The sequence below is a fragment of the Candidatus Endomicrobiellum pyrsonymphae genome (assembly GCF_020328025.1).
Taxonomy (GTDB): domain Bacteria; phylum Elusimicrobiota; class Endomicrobiia; order Endomicrobiales; family Endomicrobiaceae; genus Endomicrobiellum; species Endomicrobiellum pyrsonymphae.
Map to the genome: position 1 here is coordinate 2,308 of NZ_JAIXMZ010000013.1, position 19,173 is coordinate 21,480.

The 19,173-nt window shown below is 33.8% G+C and carries 15 protein-coding genes; all 15 read left to right on the plus strand.

Annotated features, from left to right (window positions below; genetic code table 11):
• Positions 1-2,472, plus strand: a 2,472-nt coding sequence (locus tag LE180_RS02270; protein ID WP_374133865.1) for a phosphatidylglycerol lysyltransferase domain-containing protein, incomplete at its 5' end; no start/stop codon positions are given.
• Complete coding sequence (gene tilS, locus LE180_RS02275; RefSeq protein ID WP_374133866.1) at positions 2,469-3,440, plus strand: tRNA lysidine(34) synthetase TilS; 972 nt, start codon at positions 2,469-2,471, stop codon at positions 3,438-3,440. The genes LE180_RS02270 and tilS, both read left to right, overlap by 4 nt.
• A gap of 152 nt (positions 3,441-3,592) precedes the next feature.
• Positions 3,593-5,512 (plus strand): ATP-dependent zinc metalloprotease FtsH, encoded by a 1,920-nt coding sequence (ftsH, locus tag LE180_RS02280; protein ID WP_374133867.1) that lies wholly within the window; start codon positions 3,593-3,595, stop codon positions 5,510-5,512.
• Entirely contained in the window at positions 5,499-6,074 is a 576-nt protein-coding gene (folE, locus tag LE180_RS02285) for a GTP cyclohydrolase I FolE (RefSeq protein ID WP_374133868.1), read from the plus strand. The genes ftsH and folE overlap by 14 nt, the downstream gene beginning before the upstream one ends.
• Before the next feature lie 279 nt (positions 6,075-6,353).
• Complete coding sequence (gene folP, locus LE180_RS02290) at positions 6,354-7,520, plus strand: dihydropteroate synthase (protein ID WP_374133869.1); 1,167 nt, start codon at positions 6,354-6,356, stop codon at positions 7,518-7,520.
• Complete coding sequence (cdaA, locus tag LE180_RS02295; RefSeq protein WP_374133870.1) at positions 7,521-8,288, plus strand: diadenylate cyclase CdaA; 768 nt, start codon at positions 7,521-7,523, stop codon at positions 8,286-8,288.
• Positions 8,289-8,382: 94 nt separating this feature from the next.
• Positions 8,383-9,726 (plus strand): phosphoglucosamine mutase, encoded by a 1,344-nt coding sequence (locus LE180_RS02300; protein WP_374133871.1) that lies wholly within the window; start codon positions 8,383-8,385, stop codon positions 9,724-9,726.
• A gap of 1 nt (position 9,727) precedes the next feature.
• Positions 9,728-10,462 (plus strand): pyridoxine 5'-phosphate synthase, encoded by a 735-nt coding sequence (locus tag LE180_RS02305; protein WP_374133872.1) that lies wholly within the window; start codon positions 9,728-9,730, stop codon positions 10,460-10,462.
• A gap of 2 nt (positions 10,463-10,464) precedes the next feature.
• On the plus strand, positions 10,465-12,294 hold the full coding sequence (gene glmS, locus LE180_RS02310; RefSeq protein WP_374133873.1) for a glutamine--fructose-6-phosphate transaminase (isomerizing): 1,830 nt from the start codon (positions 10,465-10,467) through the stop codon (positions 12,292-12,294).
• A gap of 228 nt (positions 12,295-12,522) precedes the next feature.
• The gene (acpS, locus tag LE180_RS02315; RefSeq protein WP_374133874.1) at positions 12,523-12,858 is read left to right on the plus strand and encodes a holo-ACP synthase; all 336 of its coding nucleotides are present in this window, start codon (positions 12,523-12,525) and stop codon (positions 12,856-12,858) included.
• Positions 12,859-12,866: 8 nt separating this feature from the next.
• Positions 12,867-13,724 carry an NAD(P)H-hydrate dehydratase gene (locus LE180_RS02320; protein WP_374133875.1) on the plus strand — a complete coding sequence of 286 codons (858 nt, stop codon included), beginning with the start codon at positions 12,867-12,869 and terminating at the stop codon, positions 13,722-13,724.
• Positions 13,725-13,747: 23 nt separating this feature from the next.
• Positions 13,748-14,896: a M20 family metallopeptidase gene (locus tag LE180_RS02325; RefSeq protein WP_374133876.1), complete on the plus strand. Its 1,149-nt coding sequence runs from the start codon at positions 13,748-13,750 to the stop codon at positions 14,894-14,896.
• A gap of 177 nt (positions 14,897-15,073) precedes the next feature.
• On the plus strand, positions 15,074-15,715 hold the full coding sequence (locus tag LE180_RS02330) for a DUF3800 domain-containing protein (protein ID WP_374133877.1): 642 nt from the start codon (positions 15,074-15,076) through the stop codon (positions 15,713-15,715).
• A gap of 696 nt (positions 15,716-16,411) precedes the next feature.
• Positions 16,412-18,883, plus strand: a complete 2,472-nt coding sequence (gene cas3 / locus LE180_RS02335) for a CRISPR-associated helicase Cas3' (RefSeq protein ID WP_374133878.1) — start codon at positions 16,412-16,414, stop codon at positions 18,881-18,883.
• Positions 18,884-18,945: 62 nt separating this feature from the next.
• The coding region (gene cas5c / locus LE180_RS02340; protein ID WP_374133879.1) for a type I-C CRISPR-associated protein Cas5c at positions 18,946-19,173 on the plus strand (228 nt) is incomplete at its 3' end.

Below are 19,173 nucleotides of genomic sequence, written 5' to 3' on the forward strand. Positions count from 1 at the left end.
TATGTTGATATTGTCAATGCGTTGAAAGTCATACCTGCATTTAGAATTATGATGGCGCTTGTTTTGGCTTTGTCGTATTATGTAATTTTAGGCGGATATGACATTGTTGCATTTAAATACATACGTTCAAATGTTTCATTAAAACCGAAAGATATTTTGTTTACGTGTTTTATAAGTAATGTCTTAGCCAACAATACAGGTTATTCGATGCTTTTTGGCGGATCAATAAGATATAGGCTTTATTCGGTGTATAATGTATCGATGGTTGATGTTACAAAAGTTCTTTTTTTCTCTTCAGCTACAATTTGGCTTGGTCTTTTAGCGATTGGCGGGTTTATTTTTACGTTTGCGCCTGTATCCCTCGAAAGATTCAATTTAAAGTTTTCCACCCAAATAATAGGGATAGTGTCTCTTGCTATTTTACTGCTATATGTTCTTTTGAGTATATTGCGTTCGAGATCAGTAAAATTGTTTAAGTGGATTATAACTTTCCCTAATATAAAAATTGTTGTTGCGCAGGTTTTGCTAGCTACAGCAGATTGGATTGTTGCGTCGCTTGTCTTTTATGCTCTTATGCCGGAAGGATATATTTCTTATTTTGCTTTTCTTAGAGTTTTTCTTGTAGCGCAATTTGTTGTAATTATTAGTCAGGTTCCCGGTGGAATGGGGGTTTTTGAGAGTTCAATTACTTTGTTGCTTCCTCATTCGGCAAAGAACCCTGGCGTTATAGGAGCGCTTCTTGTATATAGAGCGGTATTCTATTTTTTTCCGCTTTTAATTGCTCTTGCAATGCTTGGTTCTTTTGAGATTATGATGTTTACAAAGAAATTCAACGAAAGAGCAAGAATTTTTGGCAAGTCAGTTTCTTCCGCTATAATTCAAGTTATTGCATTGTCGTCATTTTTCGCAGGCATGGTTGCAATGTTTTCAGCTGCCACTCCGTTTGACGTTGCGCAATTAAAGTTTGTTATAAATCTGCTTCCCGCTTGGTTTGCCGATTTATCGCATTTTTTGTTAAGCATAATTTCGATAGCATTGCTTTTTATCTCAAGAGCATTACAACTTAGAATTAAGAATGCATGGATTATAGCCTGTGTTCTAGTAAGTTTGGATATTGTTCTTATACTTACTGTTGGCGATCCTCTCTTGTTGCTTTTGTGCTTTATAGTTTTGCTCATTGCCCTTTTGTGTTCAAAAAAATATTTTTATAGAGAGATATCAATACTAAATACAGCTTTCAATACGTGGTGGTTTAGCGCAGTTGGCGGTGTTTTTGTTATTTCGGCGTGGATTGGTTTTTTTGTAAACAGGCAAGATATTTTTTCTTGGATTCATTTAGACGTATTTTTTAAAAATCTTTTAAGCACCAATGATGCTGCAAGGTTTTTAAGAGCAAGTTTAGGCATGTTAATTATAATTTTTATAGTGATATTGGAACAAATATCAAGAAATTTCTTTAAAAAACCCGTCTCATTTACAAAAGATGATATAAAGAATATAGTTTATTCCTCGGATTATGCGTATTCTTTGAACGCTCTTGCGTCTGATAAAAGCTATATTGTAAATGATGAGAAAGACGCATTCATCATGTATGCAAAAGTTAGAAACAGTTTAATCGTTTTGGGGGATCCTGTAGGCAGGTATTCTCATAAAAATGAACTTTTGTGGAAATGTAAAGAAATCACAGATAGTAAATCCTTAAAACCAGCTTTTGTAGGAATAGATCATAAGTATGTGCGGATTTATGACGACGTAGGGCTTGATGTTTTTAATATGGGGCAGGAAGCAAAAATTTTGCTGAGCATTTTTAATAAAGAAGATTATCAGTTTAAAGATTTACGCGATTTAGAAAGCGATGTTGAAGCTTTAGGATTTACGTATAAAGTATTACCTGCCACGCAGTTTGAACAGTATAGAGGAATTTTTGCAAAAATAAATAAAGAGTGGGAGGCAAATACAAATTATATAGAAAGAAACTTTATCCCTGGAAAATATGACGACTCTTATATGAATGACATGGATTTTGGAGTTTTAGAAAAAAACGGAGAAATTTATGCTTTTTCTGTGATTGGTAAAACGAAGAACAAACATGAACTGTCTTCCGGAATCGTAAGATATGTGAAATGCGATAAAGATATTTTTACTTACATTGTGTTCAAAAATATTCTGTTAGCAAAATCAAACGGGTATAAATGGTTTAATATGGGTCTTGCTTATGATTCGTCGATGGATAGCAGTGGAGATGTTATAAAATATTTTGCAAAAATGTTTATGTTCGCCGAACATTTTAATCACAATCTTTCTGCTTTAAGAAATTTTAAAGATAAATTTTGCCCGATGTGGCATAATAAATACATAGCAATACATCCCGATAAATATATTATTGCGTTTATTAAAAATTTTACGGAGCTTATTTCTCCTCCTAAAATTGCTGAAGGTTCGCATTTTCTTAGAAGGTTTTTTAAGAGATGAAAGTATGGGATATTTTTTATCGTAACATTGTACGGAACAATTTTATTAAATCTAAAGATAGAATTGTTTTAGCGGTGTCGGGCGGTATAGATTCTATGTGTATGCTTCACTTGTTTTGGCGTTTGGCAAAAAAAATTAATATATATCTTGTAGTAGTGAATTTTAATCATAATTTAAGAAAAGAATCTGTAAAAGAGGCAAAAATCGTTAAAGATTTTGCGGACAAGCTCGGCATAGATTGTGTTCTTGAAACGCTTAATGTAAAAGAGTACTCAAAAGATAAGTCTGCCTCAACTGAAACAGCCGGTCGAAATTTAAGGTATTTAGCTCTTGATGACATAGCAAAAAAGCGTAAATGTAATAAAGTTGCCACTGCGCACAACGCCAACGATAATGCCGAAACAGTTTTTATGTGGCTTTTAAGAGGTAGCGGAAGTTTCTCCGGGATACCTCAAACAAGGGAAATAAGTAATAATCTTACAATAATCCGTCCTTTACTTCCTGTGAAAAGAAAATTGATAGAGGAGTATGTTAAAGAGCATAAACTCCCATTTTGTATCGATAAATCTAATTTTTCAGATGTTTATACGCGAAACAAGATACGCCTTTCACTTATGCCTGTTTGTGAAAAAATCAACCCAATGACAGTAGAACATATTTTTGCTTTAAGCTGTATACAAGCTCGAGAAGATGCATATTTGGAAGAGATTTCCAATAAATTATTGAAGAAGTGCGTGAATATACAGAAAAATCAAATTTTGCTTGATTTAACAATGTTTTTACGGTATAATGAAGCGATTAGATTTAGAATTTTAAAAAATATTTTGCCTCAAAAAAAGTATAATTCGCATATTAATTTGATAATGCATAAAATTTTGTCGTCAGATATATCCGAGTATGCGTTGTCAGCCGATTGGATTTTTAAGATCAGATTAAATAAAGCATATCTTACAAGGAATGCTAAGTGACGAGAATGTATGGGATAAATACACTAAACAGAAATAGACGTCGAATACACTCGCTTTGAAATTGGCGATGGTTTTGTTGTAGATTATGGTTTAGATTGCAACGGATTTTTCAGAGGACTTCCCTATATAGGGACATTAAAGGAGCTTGCTTGATGAAAAATAAAAATCCATGGTTTATCCTCTTTTGGATAACACTTTTTATTATTATATTTATGCTTATGAATTCAGCTCGTCAGAAGGGGCATGAAGTAGATCTTGAATATTCTCAATTCAAACAGTATATAAGAGCTGGTAGCGTGTCAAAAGTTTTAGTCGCTCAAGATTTTATCAGCGGACAGTTTAGAGATACAGATGGTGTTTTGAAGAAATTTAAAACTACTCCTATGGAAGATCCAAATCTTATAAAAGATATGGAAGACAATAAAGTCCTTGAATTTTCAGCCACAGGGAAAAATAATTGGGTTAGATCTTTGCTTCTTGGTTGTTCGCCTACAATTCTTATTATTTTATTTTGGTTTTTGATGATGGTGCGCGGCATGGCAGGCGGGGGGAAACAGGTCATGTCTTTTGGCAAAACAAGGGCAAAAATTGCCGGAAATAACACGGCAAAAAAAGTTACTTTTAAAGATGTTGCAGGTTGCGACGAAGCAAAAGAAGAGCTACAAGAGATAATAGAATTTTTAAAAGAACCCGCAAAATTTCAAAAGCTCGGTGGAAAGATTCCTAAAGGCGTTTTGCTTTTTGGATCTCCTGGAACAGGTAAAACTTTACTTGCAAAAGCTGTAGCAGGTGAAGCTGGAGTTCCTTTTTTCTCGTCAAGCGGTTCAGAATTTGTAGAGATGTTTGTTGGCGTTGGCGCTTCAAGAGTGAGAGATTTATTTGGACAAGGCAAAAAATCTGCTCCATGTTTATTGTTTATAGATGAAATAGATGCTGTGGGAAGACATAGATTTGCAGGTATGGGCGGCGGACATGAAGAAAGGGAGCAGACATTAAATCAACTTCTTGTTGAAATGGATGGTTTTGATACTAAAGAGGGTGTAATTTTGATTGCTGCCACAAATAGACCTGATATTTTAGATCCTGCTCTTTTAAGACCGGGAAGATTTGACAGACAAGTTGTTGTTCCAAGTCCTGCCTTGAAAGATAGAGAAGAAATTCTTGCTGTGCACGTAAGGAAAATAAAGCTTGACAGCGATATAAATTTAAATGTTATAGCAAGGAGAACGCCGGGATTTGTCGGCGCAGATCTTGCAAATCTTGTAAATGAGGCAGCTTTGCTTGCTGCAAGAAATAATCAAAAAACTGTAACCATGAAAAACATGGAAGAATCAATAGACAGAATTCTTGCAGGACCTCAAAGAAAGTCGCGTTTAATGTCTGACAAAGAAAAGAAAGTTATTGCTTATCACGAAGCGGGTCATACGCTTGTTGCAAAATTGTTGCCTTCGGCAGATCCTGTGCATAAAGTTTCTATAGTTCCGCGTGGACCTGCTTTAGGATATACATTGCAACTTCCTGAAGAAGATAAGTATTTAACTTCAAAAACAGAACTTTTAGACAAGCTTGCGATATTATTTGGTGGACGCGTTGCAGAAGAACTTGTATTTTTGGAGATTACCACCGGCGCTCAGAATGATATTTCTAAAGCGACAAAAATCGCAATGAGAATGGTTACAGAATTTGGTATGAGTGATAAAATAGGACCTATGGCTTTGCAAAGACCAAATGAAGAGGTATTTTTAGGAAGAGATATTTCTGATGCAAGACATTCAGGAAAAACTTCTGAGCTTATAGATGAAGAAGTTAAGAACATTATAGATGGCGCGAGGAAAAAAGCTGCTACTCTTCTTAAAGATAATATGAATATTTTAAGTAAACTTGTGGATTATCTTTTAGAGAGAGAAAGTTTAGATAGTGAAGATATAAATAAAATTATGGAAGGTGAAGATTTATCTCCTTTTGTCGCAAAATCCGCTGTAGCTGAGGGAGATAAAAAAAAGACTGTCGCTGAGAAAAAAATCATAGAAGGTAATGTTGCGGGTGGAAAAATACAAAGTGAAACCATTTAATTTTGATGAAAAAAAAGCGCAGCGAGCTATAAAACTTTTGCTTGAGTCTTTCGGGGAAGATTTAAGTAGAGAAGGTATTAATCGTACTCCCGAAAGAGTATCCGAATTTTATAAAGAAGCGCTGTCCGGAAATGCTGTTGATCCTTTAAAACTTGTCTCTGCTCATTATACAACAGAATATCATGAAGAAATAATTTTAGTTAAAGACATTTCATTTTATTCTTTATGCGAGCATCATTTGCTTCCTTTTTTTGGCAAAGCGCACATCGCATATAGCCCTAGAAAAGATAAGGTAATAGGCGTATCAAAACTTGTTAGACTGTTTGAAGTTTTTGCAAACAGACTACAACTTCAAGAAAGACTTACAAAACAAATAGTAGATGCTATAATGCAGTTGGTAGAGCCTCATGGCGTCATGGTTGTAATTGAAGCGGAGCATTTATGTATGACAATGCGAGGCGTTAAAAAACCGGGTTCAAAGATGATTACTTCCGCTACGAGGGGGACATTCCTGAAAGATGTAAGAACGCGCGCTGAAGTTATGTCACTATTAAAAGATTAATTATAACGGTTTTTAGATTTGGACTATAGCTTTGAAAAACGGAAACTTATATACTGTTTGCTCCGCTTTACTTCCAGTACGTTGCGCTCTAGTTTTTCTTCGCTTCGTCCCCAAGTCTTGAAGCCTGAAAAGACGGTAAGTGATGGCGTTTTGTCATTCCGGGCTTGACCTGTTGCTGTCATCTCCATGAAAATGAGAATCCACATTGTTGTTGTCATCGTTGTTGTTGTTATTCTGAGCGCAGCGAAGAATCCAACTGTTTCTTTGAACGGATAATAAATGATTGTAAGAAAAGCAGTAGTAAATAATTTTAATGATGCCAAAACTCTTGTCAAAAATACGAGGTGTAATGTTTCTGTTTGCGAGAATCTTGCAAAAAAGGGTGTTATTGTTCCGATAGTTATTGAAAAAATAGACAATAGGGCTGCAAATATTTTAAAACAAGACGCCATTTCTGTTGGGGCTGATACCGCTGTGAGCGAAAATGTCAGCAGGTTTAAACAAGGCGTTTCTGATGTAGTCTTGTTTGCAACTATCAATCAAATTGAAAAATTAGTAAATAAACTTCGCTTACAACCATTTGGTTTAAAAGAAGTCTCATTAAGTTTGGACAATGTAATAAATAAAAAGAAAGTTTTTAAATATAAAGAAAAAATATTAGATTTATCAAAACCTGTAGTTATGGGCATTGTAAATATGGATCCAAATTCCTTTTCCGGAGATGGACTTATCGATTCGGATAAAGCCTGCAGGCAAGCAGTGGAGTTTGAAAAATTTGGCGCCGGTATTATAGATATAGGAGCAGAATCTTCAAGACCCGGCGTAAAACCTATAGATGCAAAAACGGAAATAAACAGATTGATCCCCGCTCTAAAAAAGATACGTAAAAATGTTAAGATTCCAATTTCTGTTGATACGTACAAATATGAAACGGCAAAAGTTGCTCTTGCTGAAGGCGCAGATATTGTAAACGATATTTTTGCTTTGAGAAGAAGCAAAGAAAAGCTCGCAAAACTTATTGCAGATACAAAAGCCGGCGTGATACTTATGCATATGAAGGGCGTTCCTAAAAATATGCAGGCGCATCCTGAATATAAAAATTGTACGTCTGAAGTATATGAATTTCTATGGGAGCAAAAAGAGCATGCGATGAGTTTTGGTATAAAAGCGGAGCGTATTGCAGTTGATCCGGGACCGGGTTTTGGAAAAACTGTAAAACACAATATTGAATTGATAAAAAATATTGACGTTTTGTCAACGCTTGGCGCAGTCGTGGGCGCAGTGTCTAGAAAGAACTTTGTAAGATCGCTTGCAGGAGAAGATAAAGTTGCATTTATTGCGGCAAATTTTCTTACAGTTTTTTGCGGCGCAGACATTATAAGAGTTCATGACGTAAAAGAAACAGTTAATGTTTTAAAAATAATTGAAACTTTCAGAGGAATATAAATGGAAACTATTACGCATCTCTACAGTACATACATAGTTAATATTTTAGATATTCTCATACTTACAATGGTATTTCATAGACTTATCCTTGTTATTAAGGGTACAAGAGCAATACAAATTGTCGTCGGCATATTGTTTATTTTAGGACTTACCGTTGTTTCAAGAGATGTTTTACACTTAAAAGCATTGTCATGGCTTTTGGATAATTTTTGGTTGGCTGCAGTTATTATATTTGCAGTTATATTCCAGATCGAAATACGTAATGTTTTAGCGCAAATAGGCGGTCAGTTGTGGGGTTCAAAAAACCAAACACAAAATTCTTATGTCACGGAGATTATAGAAGCTGTAGAAGAATTAAGTTCGTCTAAGATGGGCGGACTTATAGCAATAGGAAACGAAATAGGCTTAAAAAATTTTACTGAAACGGGCATAACTTTAAATGCAAATATTTCAAATGAACTTTTGCTTTCAATTTTTAAAAACAAATCTGCTCCATTGCACGATGGGGCAGTAATCGTTTTTAACGGTAAAATTTCAGCGGCGGGTTGTTTGTTGCCGTTAAGTCACGATACTAGCGTAAAAATATTTGGAACGAGACATAGAGCTGCGCTTGGTTTAAGCGAAGTAACAGACGCGATAATAATTGTTGTTTCCGAAGAGACAGGACGAATATCTGTTGCGTATAAGGGGAATTTATACGGCAATATACCGACTTCAAAACTTAAAGAAGTAATTGATACAAACGGCGAGGTTTTAAAATCGAAATGAAAAAATTGTTTGTTGGAATAAAAAAGAATTGGCAACTTAAGTTGCTTGCTTTAGCGCTTGCTTTTTTTGTTTGGTGGTACGCGGGATATATGTAATGAAACTATTTGGAACTGATGGTATCAGAGGGAATTCTTCCGTATTTCCGTTTGACAATACAACTCTTGAAATTATTGGGAAATCTATAGCCGAAACGCTTGGCAACAAAAAACATATTTTCATCATTCGCGACACGAGAGAATCTGGGAAAAGAATACAAAGCGAACTTACAAAAGGACTTGTAAGCGCCGGGGCGACCCCTGTTTTTGGCGGCGTTATGCCTACGCCTTCGGCTTCTTTGCTTATGCGAAGCGGTAAATATTCGACGGCGATAGTGATATCTGCAAGCCATAATCGCTATATGGATAATGGCATAAAACTTTTTAATTCAAGGGGATTGAAACTTGCCAATTCAATAGAAGAAAAAATCGAACATAAAGTAAAAAAATATATAAATTTAAAAACTGTTGTTACAAAGAAAAAAATATCTGTAAAAGAAGATTCTAAATTTTTAAAACTTTATGAAAACTTTATTTTAAAAAATTTTTCAGGCAAGAATCTTAAGGGAAAAACGATAGTTGTAGATTGCGCTAATGGAGCATCTTATAAATCTGCGCCTTATGTTTTAAAAAAACTTGGCGCAAAAGTTGTCGCTTTAAATGTCAAACCAGATGGCAAGAACATAAATTTAAATTGCGGGGCATTGTATCCGGAATATGCGGCAAGTAAAGTAAAAGAATATGAAGCTTTTTGCGGTTTTGCGTTTGATGGCGATGCTGACAGATTGATATGTATTGACGAAAATGGTCTAGTAAGGGATGGAGATTATTTTCTTGCTTCAATGGCAATATGGCTTAAGAGTAAAAAGAAACTTAAAAATAATATTTTATTAACTACTGTAATGGCAAACATAGGTCTTTTGCAAGCAATGAAACGAGAGAAGATAAACGTTATATCTGCAAAAGTTGGCGATAGGTACGTTATGGAAGACATGAAGAAATATAAATCGTCGTTTGGAGGAGAGCAGTCGGGACATTTTATATTAAAAGATATTTTGCCTACCGGCGATGGAATGTTAAGCGCGATCATTCTTCTTTCTGCGTTATGCGACACAAATAAAACTATGTCGGAATTTATGAGCGTACTTAAAAAATTCCCGCAAGCGCTTATAAATAAAACAGTTTCAAAAAAAGTTCCTATAGAAAAACTTCCAAAAACTTGTAAACTTATTAAAAATTTTGGGAAATTGTTAAATTGTAACGGACGCGTATTGGTTAGATATTCTGGTACAGAAAATCTTTTAAGAGTTATGGTTGAAGGTAAAGATGCAAATCAAATTAAAACAATAGCAGAAAATATAGCGGATGTCGCCGCGATGGAAATAGAATCTATTAGGAGGTAGAATGATAAAACTAGGCGTAAATATAGACCATATAGCAACATTAAGACAAGCAAGAAAAGAAGAAGCGCCGTCAGTAATTGAAGCCGCCAAAATTTGTGAAGAAGCCGGCGCGGATAGCATAACAGCGCATCTAAGAGAGGACAGACGACATGTCCAAGATTTTGACATTTATGGTTTAAGAAAATCCATAAAAACAAAATTAAATCTTGAAATGTCGTCAAACGAAGAAATAATTAAGATTGCCATTGACGTAAAACCTGACTTTGCGTGCATAGTTCCTGAGAAAAGACAAGAGCTCACCACAGAAGGCGGATTAGACGTTAAATCCAATAAAAAAAATCTTGCGGATGTTGTTGCAAGGCTTAAAAAAGCAGGAATTGTTGTTAGCATGTTCATAGATGCTGACGTAAGTCAGGTTTTAGCTTGTAGTGAAATAGGCGCTGATGCGGTGGAGTTGCATACAGGAAAATACGCAAAATTTTTCAAAGAAAACGGCGCAAATTCTTCCAATTTTAGAACAGAGCTTGAAAGAATTTTAAATGCGTCTCAAACGGCAATACAGAAAGAAATTTTGTTAAACGCAGGACATGGATTAGATTACGACAATACGGAGCAGATTTGTAAAATTTCAGGAATGAATGAGTTTAATATTGGTTTTTCAATTGTTGCCAAAGCTATATTTACAGGTCTTGCAACTGCTGTTAAAGACATGAAAGAGCTTATCAGTAAGGACTAGATATGTGTGGAATTGTTGGGTATATAGGTAAAAAAAATGCTGTAGATATTGTGTTTAATGGCTTGAAAAAACTTGAATATAGAGGTTATGATTCTGCAGGTATTGCCGTTGTGATAGATAAAGGGCTTCAGATAAGAAGAAGCGCCGGTAAGCTTTGTCATCTTAAAGAAAATCTTAAAAAAAATCCTATAAGCGCAAATATAGCTATAGGGCATACGCGTTGGGCTACACATGGAAGATCGTCTGAAGAAAACGCTCACCCACATACAGATCCAACCAAAAGCGTTGTTATTGTTCACAATGGTATAATAGAAAATTATGTTGAGCTAAAGACGAAACTTCAAGATGACGGAAAAGAATTTAAATCTGAAACTGATACGGAAGTAATAGCGCATCTTATAAAAAAGCATTACAATAAGAATTTATTCCATGCCGTTCAAAAAGCTTTGAGCGAAGTAAAAGGATCTTATGCGCTTGGAATAATATGCAAAGACGAGCCGGATAAAATAGTATGCGCGCGTCAAGATGCTCCTCTAATTGTTGGCGTAGGCGAGGGCGAAAGTTTTTTAGCTTCAGATATTCCCGCGTTATTGCCTTATACGCGCGATATGATTTTTCTTGAAAACGGCGATGTTGCGGAAATTACTGCTGATACGATAGTTATAAAAGATATTGAAGGTAATGTAAAAAATAGAGAAATAAAAAATATTAAATGGGATGTCGCGCAAGCTGAAAAAGACGGCTATAAACATTTTATGCTCAAAGAAATATTTGAGCAGCCTCGTACGATTGAAGATACGTTTAGAGGAAGAATTTATCCGGACGAGGGAAAGATTTATCTTGAAGAAGTTAAACTGAAAGAAGAAAATATTAAAAACATTTCAAATATTTATATTGTAGCATGTGGCACATCTTATCATTCTGGACTTGTTTCAAAGTTTTTGTTTGAAAATTTTGCAAAAATTCCTGCTGAAGTCGATATCGCTTCAGAGTTTAGATATAGAGAACCAATATTAAATGAAAAAATTTTAGTTATAGTTATTTCGCAGTCAGGCGAGACTGCAGATACTTTAGCAGCTTTAAGACTTGCTAAAAGTAAAGGCTGTCAAACTATTGCGATATGTAATGTTGTTGGTTCAAGTATGAGTCGTGAAGCAATGCATGTAGTTTATACGCATTGCGGTCCCGAAATAGGCGTTGCTTCAACAAAAGCTTTTACAGGGCAGTTGACTGCTCTTTACATTCTCGCTTTAGACTGGTCATCTAAAAAAGGAACTCTCTCTAACAGTGAGATAAAAAAATATTTAAAAGAATTGTGGGAAATACCTGTAAAAATCGGGGAATTTCTGAAAGATCCTGAATCTGTTAATGCTATTGCAAAAACGTTTGAGCATAAAAGAGATTTTCTGTATTTGGGACGGCACGTAAATTATCCTGTTGCTTTGGAAGGCGCGTTAAAACTTAAAGAAATCTCTTATATACATGCTGAAGGGTATGCCGCGGGCGAAATGAAACATGGCCCCATAGCGCTAATTGACGAGTCTATGCCAATAGTTGCAATAGCTGTTGAAAGTAAAATATATGAAAAAATAATCTCAAATATAGAGGAAGCAAAAGCTAGAGGCGGAACTATCATAGCTATAGCAAATGAGTCCGATAAAAAAATTAGACAAAAAAGCGATTATGTAATTTATGTTCCTAAAACTGATGAATTTGTATCGCCTCTCATGACGGTAATTCCTTTACAGCTTTTGTCTTACTATATTGCGGTGTTGTTGGGTTGCGATGTGGATCAGCCAAGAAATTTGGCAAAATCCGTCACTGTAGAATAATTGCGTTTAGTCTTTTGAGTTTAAGCTTTCTTACGCGCCGGTTCATTTGTGTACTTCAGCAAACTTCGCTGTCGCAAGCGGCGCTAAAACTCAAAACTCTTCGCACAATATTATTTGAAGTGTCGTCTGAATTCTCAAGCGCAATCATGAACTAAGTGAAAGATATGTTCTTCTAGATTGGATATTTTGCTGCGCTCAATACGGCGACAAAGACGTATGGGAGTTTGAATGAATATAGGTATTGATATCGAGGAAGTTAAAAGATTTAATAAATATTTGAAAGATAAAAAATATCTGGAGCGTATTTTCTCAAAAGAAGAAATACTTTATTCCTTATCTAAAAAAAATGTGGCGCAGCATTTGGCGGCTCGTTTTGCAGCTAAAGAAGCTGTTTGGAAGGCTTTAAGTTCTAAAAATAAAAAACTTATCGCCACGGATGTTTCTATTCAAAATACTAAATGTGGAAAACCGCAGGTCTATATTAAAAACAAAAAATATCAAAAAATGGACGTATCTTTATCTCATACGGATAAGTGTGTAGTAGCTGTCGCAATAGTATTTTAAAATATTTTATGAAAGAACGAGAAATTAAAAATTTTATTTCAAAGTTAAAAAGAAAACCTGACAGTCATAAATATGACTATGGTCATGTTTTGGTAATAGCAGGTTCTAAAACTATGCCCGGATCAGGCATATTATCATGTTTAGGGGCATTGCGCTCAGGCGCCGGTCTTGTAACTTACGCTGTTAAAGATGAATTTTTAAACCAAGTTTCCGCGATTTCAAAACCGGAAATAATGTTTTATGTATATGAAACATCATCTGATATCATTGATTTTATAAAGACTAGAAAAGTTTCATCAGTTGTAATAGGTCCTGGATTAAAAGCGGACAATAGCGTTGCTTTGCGTAAGTTTATTAAACAAATTCTTTCTTCAATAGATATCGCCGTTGTTTTAGATGCTTCGGGACTTGCCTGTTTTAATGGCGTTTCAGATGAACTAAAGAATATAAAAGCTAAACTTATAGTAACGCCGCATTTAGGCGAACTGTCTAAACTTTTAAATATAAAAAGTGATTTAATAAAAAACAATAGAGAAAAAATAGTTTCAGAATTTTCAAAGAAAAACTCTTTAATGTGTATTTTAAAGGGCAATAATACGCTTATAGTTTCTGGTAAAAAGATATATAAAAATAATACCGGCACGCCTGCTATGGCAACTGCTGGAAGCGGCGATGTTTTAAGCGGCATTATAGCTTCTTTTGTAAATATTACAGACGATATTTTTGAAGCGGCAAAATTTGCAGTTTTTGTTCATGGGCTTGCGGGCGAACTTGCTGAAAAAGATAAGGGTCAAACAGGCGTTATTTCAAGCGATATTGCAGAAAATATTTGTTACGTAATTAAACAAATATCATCTATTAAATGAATTAATTTTAGGAGATATATAAAATGACTTTAGATCAAGAAATTGTAGAAATACGAAGACATATCCACAAAAATCCTGAACTTGGTGGTGATGAGTATAATACTGCAAAATTTATTGAATCAAAACTCAAAGAACTAAAAATACCGTATAAACGCGTAGGTGAAACAGGTGTGATAGGCACTATCAAAGGCTCGAAGTCTGGAAAAACAATACTCTTAAGAGCGGATATGGATGCGTTGCCTATTTGCGAAAATAATGATATCGAATATAAATCAATAAAAACAGGGATTATGCATGCTTGCGGGCATGATGCTCACGTTGCAATAATGCTTGGCGCAGCAAAACTTTTGCAACAGAAAAAAAATGAGTTAAAAGGTAATGTTAGATTTATTTTTCAACCAAATGAGGAAACTGCTAATGGCGCAAAACTGATGATTAAATGTGGGGCTTTAAAAAATCCTGCCGATATAGATTTTATTTTAGGCGCGCATGTTAGTCCCTATCTTAAATCAGGAAAAATAGGTTTTAAATACGGCGCGATGATGGCAGCTGTCGATAAATTAAAAATAAAAATTACTGGCGAAATAGCGCACGGCGCGTATCCTCATCAAGGGAAAGACGCAATGGTTGCAGCATCGGCATTTATTAGTATGGTTCAAAGTATTATTTCAAGGGAACTTGATCCTCTAGAGCGCGCAGTTATAACATTTGGAAAGATTTCCGGCGGAGACGCATGCAATATAATTTGCAAGGAAGTAACATTAGAAGGTACGGTGAGAACTCTTAACAACAAAACAAGAAATCTAATAAAGACTAGTATTTTAAAGAAACTGAAAGGAATAGAAATATTTTATGATGTTAAATGTGTTGCTGAATATAATGCAACAGGAGATCCACTTATTAATACGCATGAAATCACAGAAGCCTGCGTTAAAACAGCAAAAGAATTTTACGGTGAAAACAATGTAGAAATATTAGATAATCCGTCTATGGGCGGCGAAGATTTTTCGGAATATTTACGCGTTATTCCGGGTAATTTTATTTACATAGGAACTTCAAAAAACAAAAACACATCATACCCTTGGCACCACAGTAATTTTAATATCGACGAAATAACTTTACCAAAAGCTGCAAAATATGTATCACACACCATCTCTGAGTTTTTGAAATGAATATAAAACACTTGACATTATGTTTTGGGTTTTGTATAAATTAAATATGTTTCAGTTAATGTGTAGTTGCAAAATTTTAAAAAAATCAACTGTATAGCGAAAGATGTGTTAAAAGAAACACTAGAATTAGGCAACAAGTTTGTTAAAATAATTCTAAAATTGAAAATGAAAAAATAAATGGCTTATATTTTTATGGACGAAAGCGGTTGTTTAGGATTTGATTTTACAAAATCAAAAACTTCTAAAAATTTTGTTGTTACATTTCTAATGGCAAAGAATGATAATATCGTTAACAAAGTTGTCAGTAAAACATTTAAATCAATTCCTAAAAGTAAGAGGCTGACTCATCATGGAATACTACATTGTAGTAAAGAAGATAACAAGACAAAAATAAAATTGTTAACTGAATTAAAGGATAAAGATATAAGCGTAATGTCTATAATTTTAAGCAAAAAGAAAGTTTTCACCAGATTACAAGATGAAAAAACGATATTGTATAATTATGTAACCAATATACTCCTAGATAGAATTATAAATAAAAAAATATTACCTTTAGATGAGGTTGTTAAGTTTATGGCTTCACGCAGAGAAACAAATAAATTTTTGAACACAAATTTTAAAAATTATTTAGAAACTGAAGCGTTATCAAATCATAAATTAAAAATCGAGGTAGGCATAAAACCACCACATTCTGTTAAGGGATTGCAAGCAGTAGATTTTGTATCTTGGGCATTGTTCAGGAAATATGAATACGGTGAGAATTTCTACTACAATATTATCAAAAATATGATAGTTGAGGAATCGTCACTATTTGGATAAAAATAAAAAAGCGAAGAACCTTAAAAATACTTTAGGTTTGAACCTTGAGGAACCGTTCGGAGCCCCGTTTTTAAGGAAATTACCTTCGCCCGCTACTAGTATAATACAAATGTACTACAATGTCAATGTTGTGTGAAAATTCACAACATATTTGATTTTTGTCAAATAAAGACAAACGGATTAAAACAATGATAAGTTTTTAGTAGAATGGTCATTTCTGTATATAAAATCATCTTGCGGTTTTGTCGTATCTTTCTATAGACTTAATTCTAAGCGGAAAAAATGTGCAGTATTTTGAACTTTTGCACAAAGGTTGAAAGGCTGATTGGTGAATTAAAATACTTTAAACATAAAAATAAGAGAAGAGTAATGATGGTATAAATGAAGAGTCGTACTTTATAAAAAATGTAAGGTACGTGAATTGAAATAGTTAATGTGTTGTTTTTGTCACTTTGTAGAGCTGATGTCGCGTCCATAACGGACGCGACTAGTGTTAGAATTATCCTAAATTTGTTTTTTATCTTGGATATTTGGCACCACAGTAATTTCAATATCGACGAAACAACTTTACCAAAAGCTGCAAGATATGTAGCATATACTATTTCTGAGTTTTTGAAGTAAGTAGCAATCTTATCATCCGTTATAGATTATGATATGAGATTGTTTTTTTATGCAATGTAAAAGAGAGGAAAGATTATGGTTTCTGAAAATCAAGCGCCATTGTTTTACGCTCGTTTGTCTAAAGATGATAAAAAACGAAAACAAGAATTGAAGACCCATTTAACCGAAGTTGCCGAGATATCTCAAAGGAACGCCTCAAAAATCGGAATGGGATATGTAGGGTATTGTTTAGGATTGTTGCATGATTTAGGAAAATATTCAAAATTATACCAAGACTATTTATTAAAAAAAAGAAACGATATTCGCAGAGGGGATATAGATCATTCTACTGCTGGCGCTCAATATTTCGATAAGTTTATTAAAGTATTAATACAGGACAATAAATTAAAAGATTTTTTGTCTGAACTAATTGAACTTTGTTGTGTTTCTCATCATTCTGGGCTGATTGATATGATTGATATACGCGGAAAAAACAAATTTAATGAAAGATTGAGCAAAGAACACTATTTGAGCAGAGAACACTATTATAATAAAGAAAAAGAAACTGTCTCGATAGAGGATGTAAAGAAAAACATAGAGAAAGACATTGCGGATAAAATAAATAATGCTGCCAATAACAATTTGTTATCTGAAATTGAACAAATCAAAAACAAAATAGATAAGACTTCTGAAAATAAGAAGATATATACAACGTTTTCATATGGAATGATTGCAAGATTTTTGTTAAGTTGCCTTATAGACGGAGATCATACAAACAGCGCAGATTTTGAACGCGGAACGAAAATTAAAAATAAGCCTGTAAATTGGAATATAGTTTCAGAAAAATTAGAAAAAGAAATAAATAGACTTAATGATGAAAATAAATCTTCGGAAAATATAAAAGAAATAAGAAAGCAGATTTCTGATGATTGCGCTCGTGCCGGACAAACACGTCGAAAAGGATGTTATAAACTTGAAGTGCCCACAGGCGGGGGAAAAACTCTTGCAAGTTTTAGGTTTGCCGTTGAGATGGCAAAGAGACATGGCGCTGATAGAATAATTTACTGTATTCCTTTTACCACAATAATTGAACAAAATGCTAGTACAATAAGAAAAATAGTTGAAACAGATAAATCTGATAAAGGGAAAATGGTATTAGAACATCATTCTAATATATCTCAAACATCAAATGATACTGAAGAACTTAATCAAACTGAGCTTTATATGCAAAGTTGGGACGTTCCTATTATATTTACGACGAACGTACAGATTTTAGAGATTATGTTTGGACGCAAACCTACCAACACGAGAAAATTTCATCAATTGGCAAATTCAATAATTATTTTTGATGAGGTACAAGCGCTTCCAATAAAATGCGTTCATTTATTTAACAATGCGATAAATTATTTAGTTGATTTTTGTAATACTACTGTTGTTTTGTGCACTGCAACACAACCGTTGTTAGATAAAGTATGTCAAGAAAGAGGTTGTTTAAAACTTTCTGAAGAATCAAATATTGTTCAGAATAGAAATTGTATGTTTGATAGTTTGAAACGAGTAGAAATTAAACCTGAAATAAAAGATGTTGCTTATACAAGCGAAGAAATAGCTTCAAAAGCTATAGAATTTGTTAATGATAATGAGAACTGCCTAGTAATTTGTAATACAACAAAATCTGCAAAAGAAATTTTTGAGATTGTAAAAAACAAAGGTGATTATGAGGTTTATCATCTTAGCGCGAGAATGATGCCCGTTCACAGAAAGGTTGTTTTAAGAAAAATAAAAAGAAAATTAAATAGGAAAGAAAAAATTGTAGTTGTTTCCACGCAAGTTATAGAAGCCGGTATAGATATTGATTTTAATTGCGGTATTCGAGCATTGGCAGGATTGGATTCTATAATTCAAGCGGCTGGAAGAATTAATAGAAATGGAACTTTAAAAACTGATGATGGGAGTAATAAAAAAGGGGAACTATACGTTTATAATTTTAATGAAAATTTAGGCAAGTTAGAATATATTGAAAAAGGACGAAAAACTGCTAAAATTATTTTAAGAAGGTATCCTAATGCGGATTTGTTAGACAATAAAATAATCAAATATTATTATGCTGATTTCTTTTATCAAAAAGACCAGCAAAAAAAAATGCAATATCTGATCTGTGATGGAAATTGTGATGGAAATACTGAATTGGATTTATTATCTGAAAACCGCAACAACTATAAAGATGATGATAAATGTGGTCATCTTACGCTTAAGCAATCTTTTAAAGCGGCTTCAAATAATTTTAAAGTTATAGATGATATTGCAAGTCCTGTCTGCATTGAAATAAACCGAGTTCTTGAAATTATTAAAGAAATAAAGAGATCTTCTGATTTTAGAGAAAGATATAAACTTATAAAGAAACTTCATAAATATAGCGTTAATATCTATCCAAATCAATTTGAAAATCTGAGAGCAAGTAAAATAAATGAGGATTTAGATATTTATAGCATAAGCGATTGTTATTATGATAAAAACTTTGGCATTACGGAGGAAGCAACATTAGATAAAGGTGGCATATGCGTTTAATACATTATAAAAATGTTAAAATATTTACAGTCAAACAGCAACATTAGATAAAGGAGGCATATGTGTTTAATACTCCAAAAAACACGATAGCGTTTAAAGTGTGGGGAAAATTTGCATTATTTACTGATCCGATTACAAAATTGGGCGGAGAAAAATGTTCGTATCAAATTCCTACTTACGAGGCAATTAAAGGGATTACAGAATCAATTTATTGGAAACCGACATTTGTTTGGATTATAGATAAAATCCGTGTTATGAAGTCCATAGAGATGGAAGCTAAAGGTGTGAGA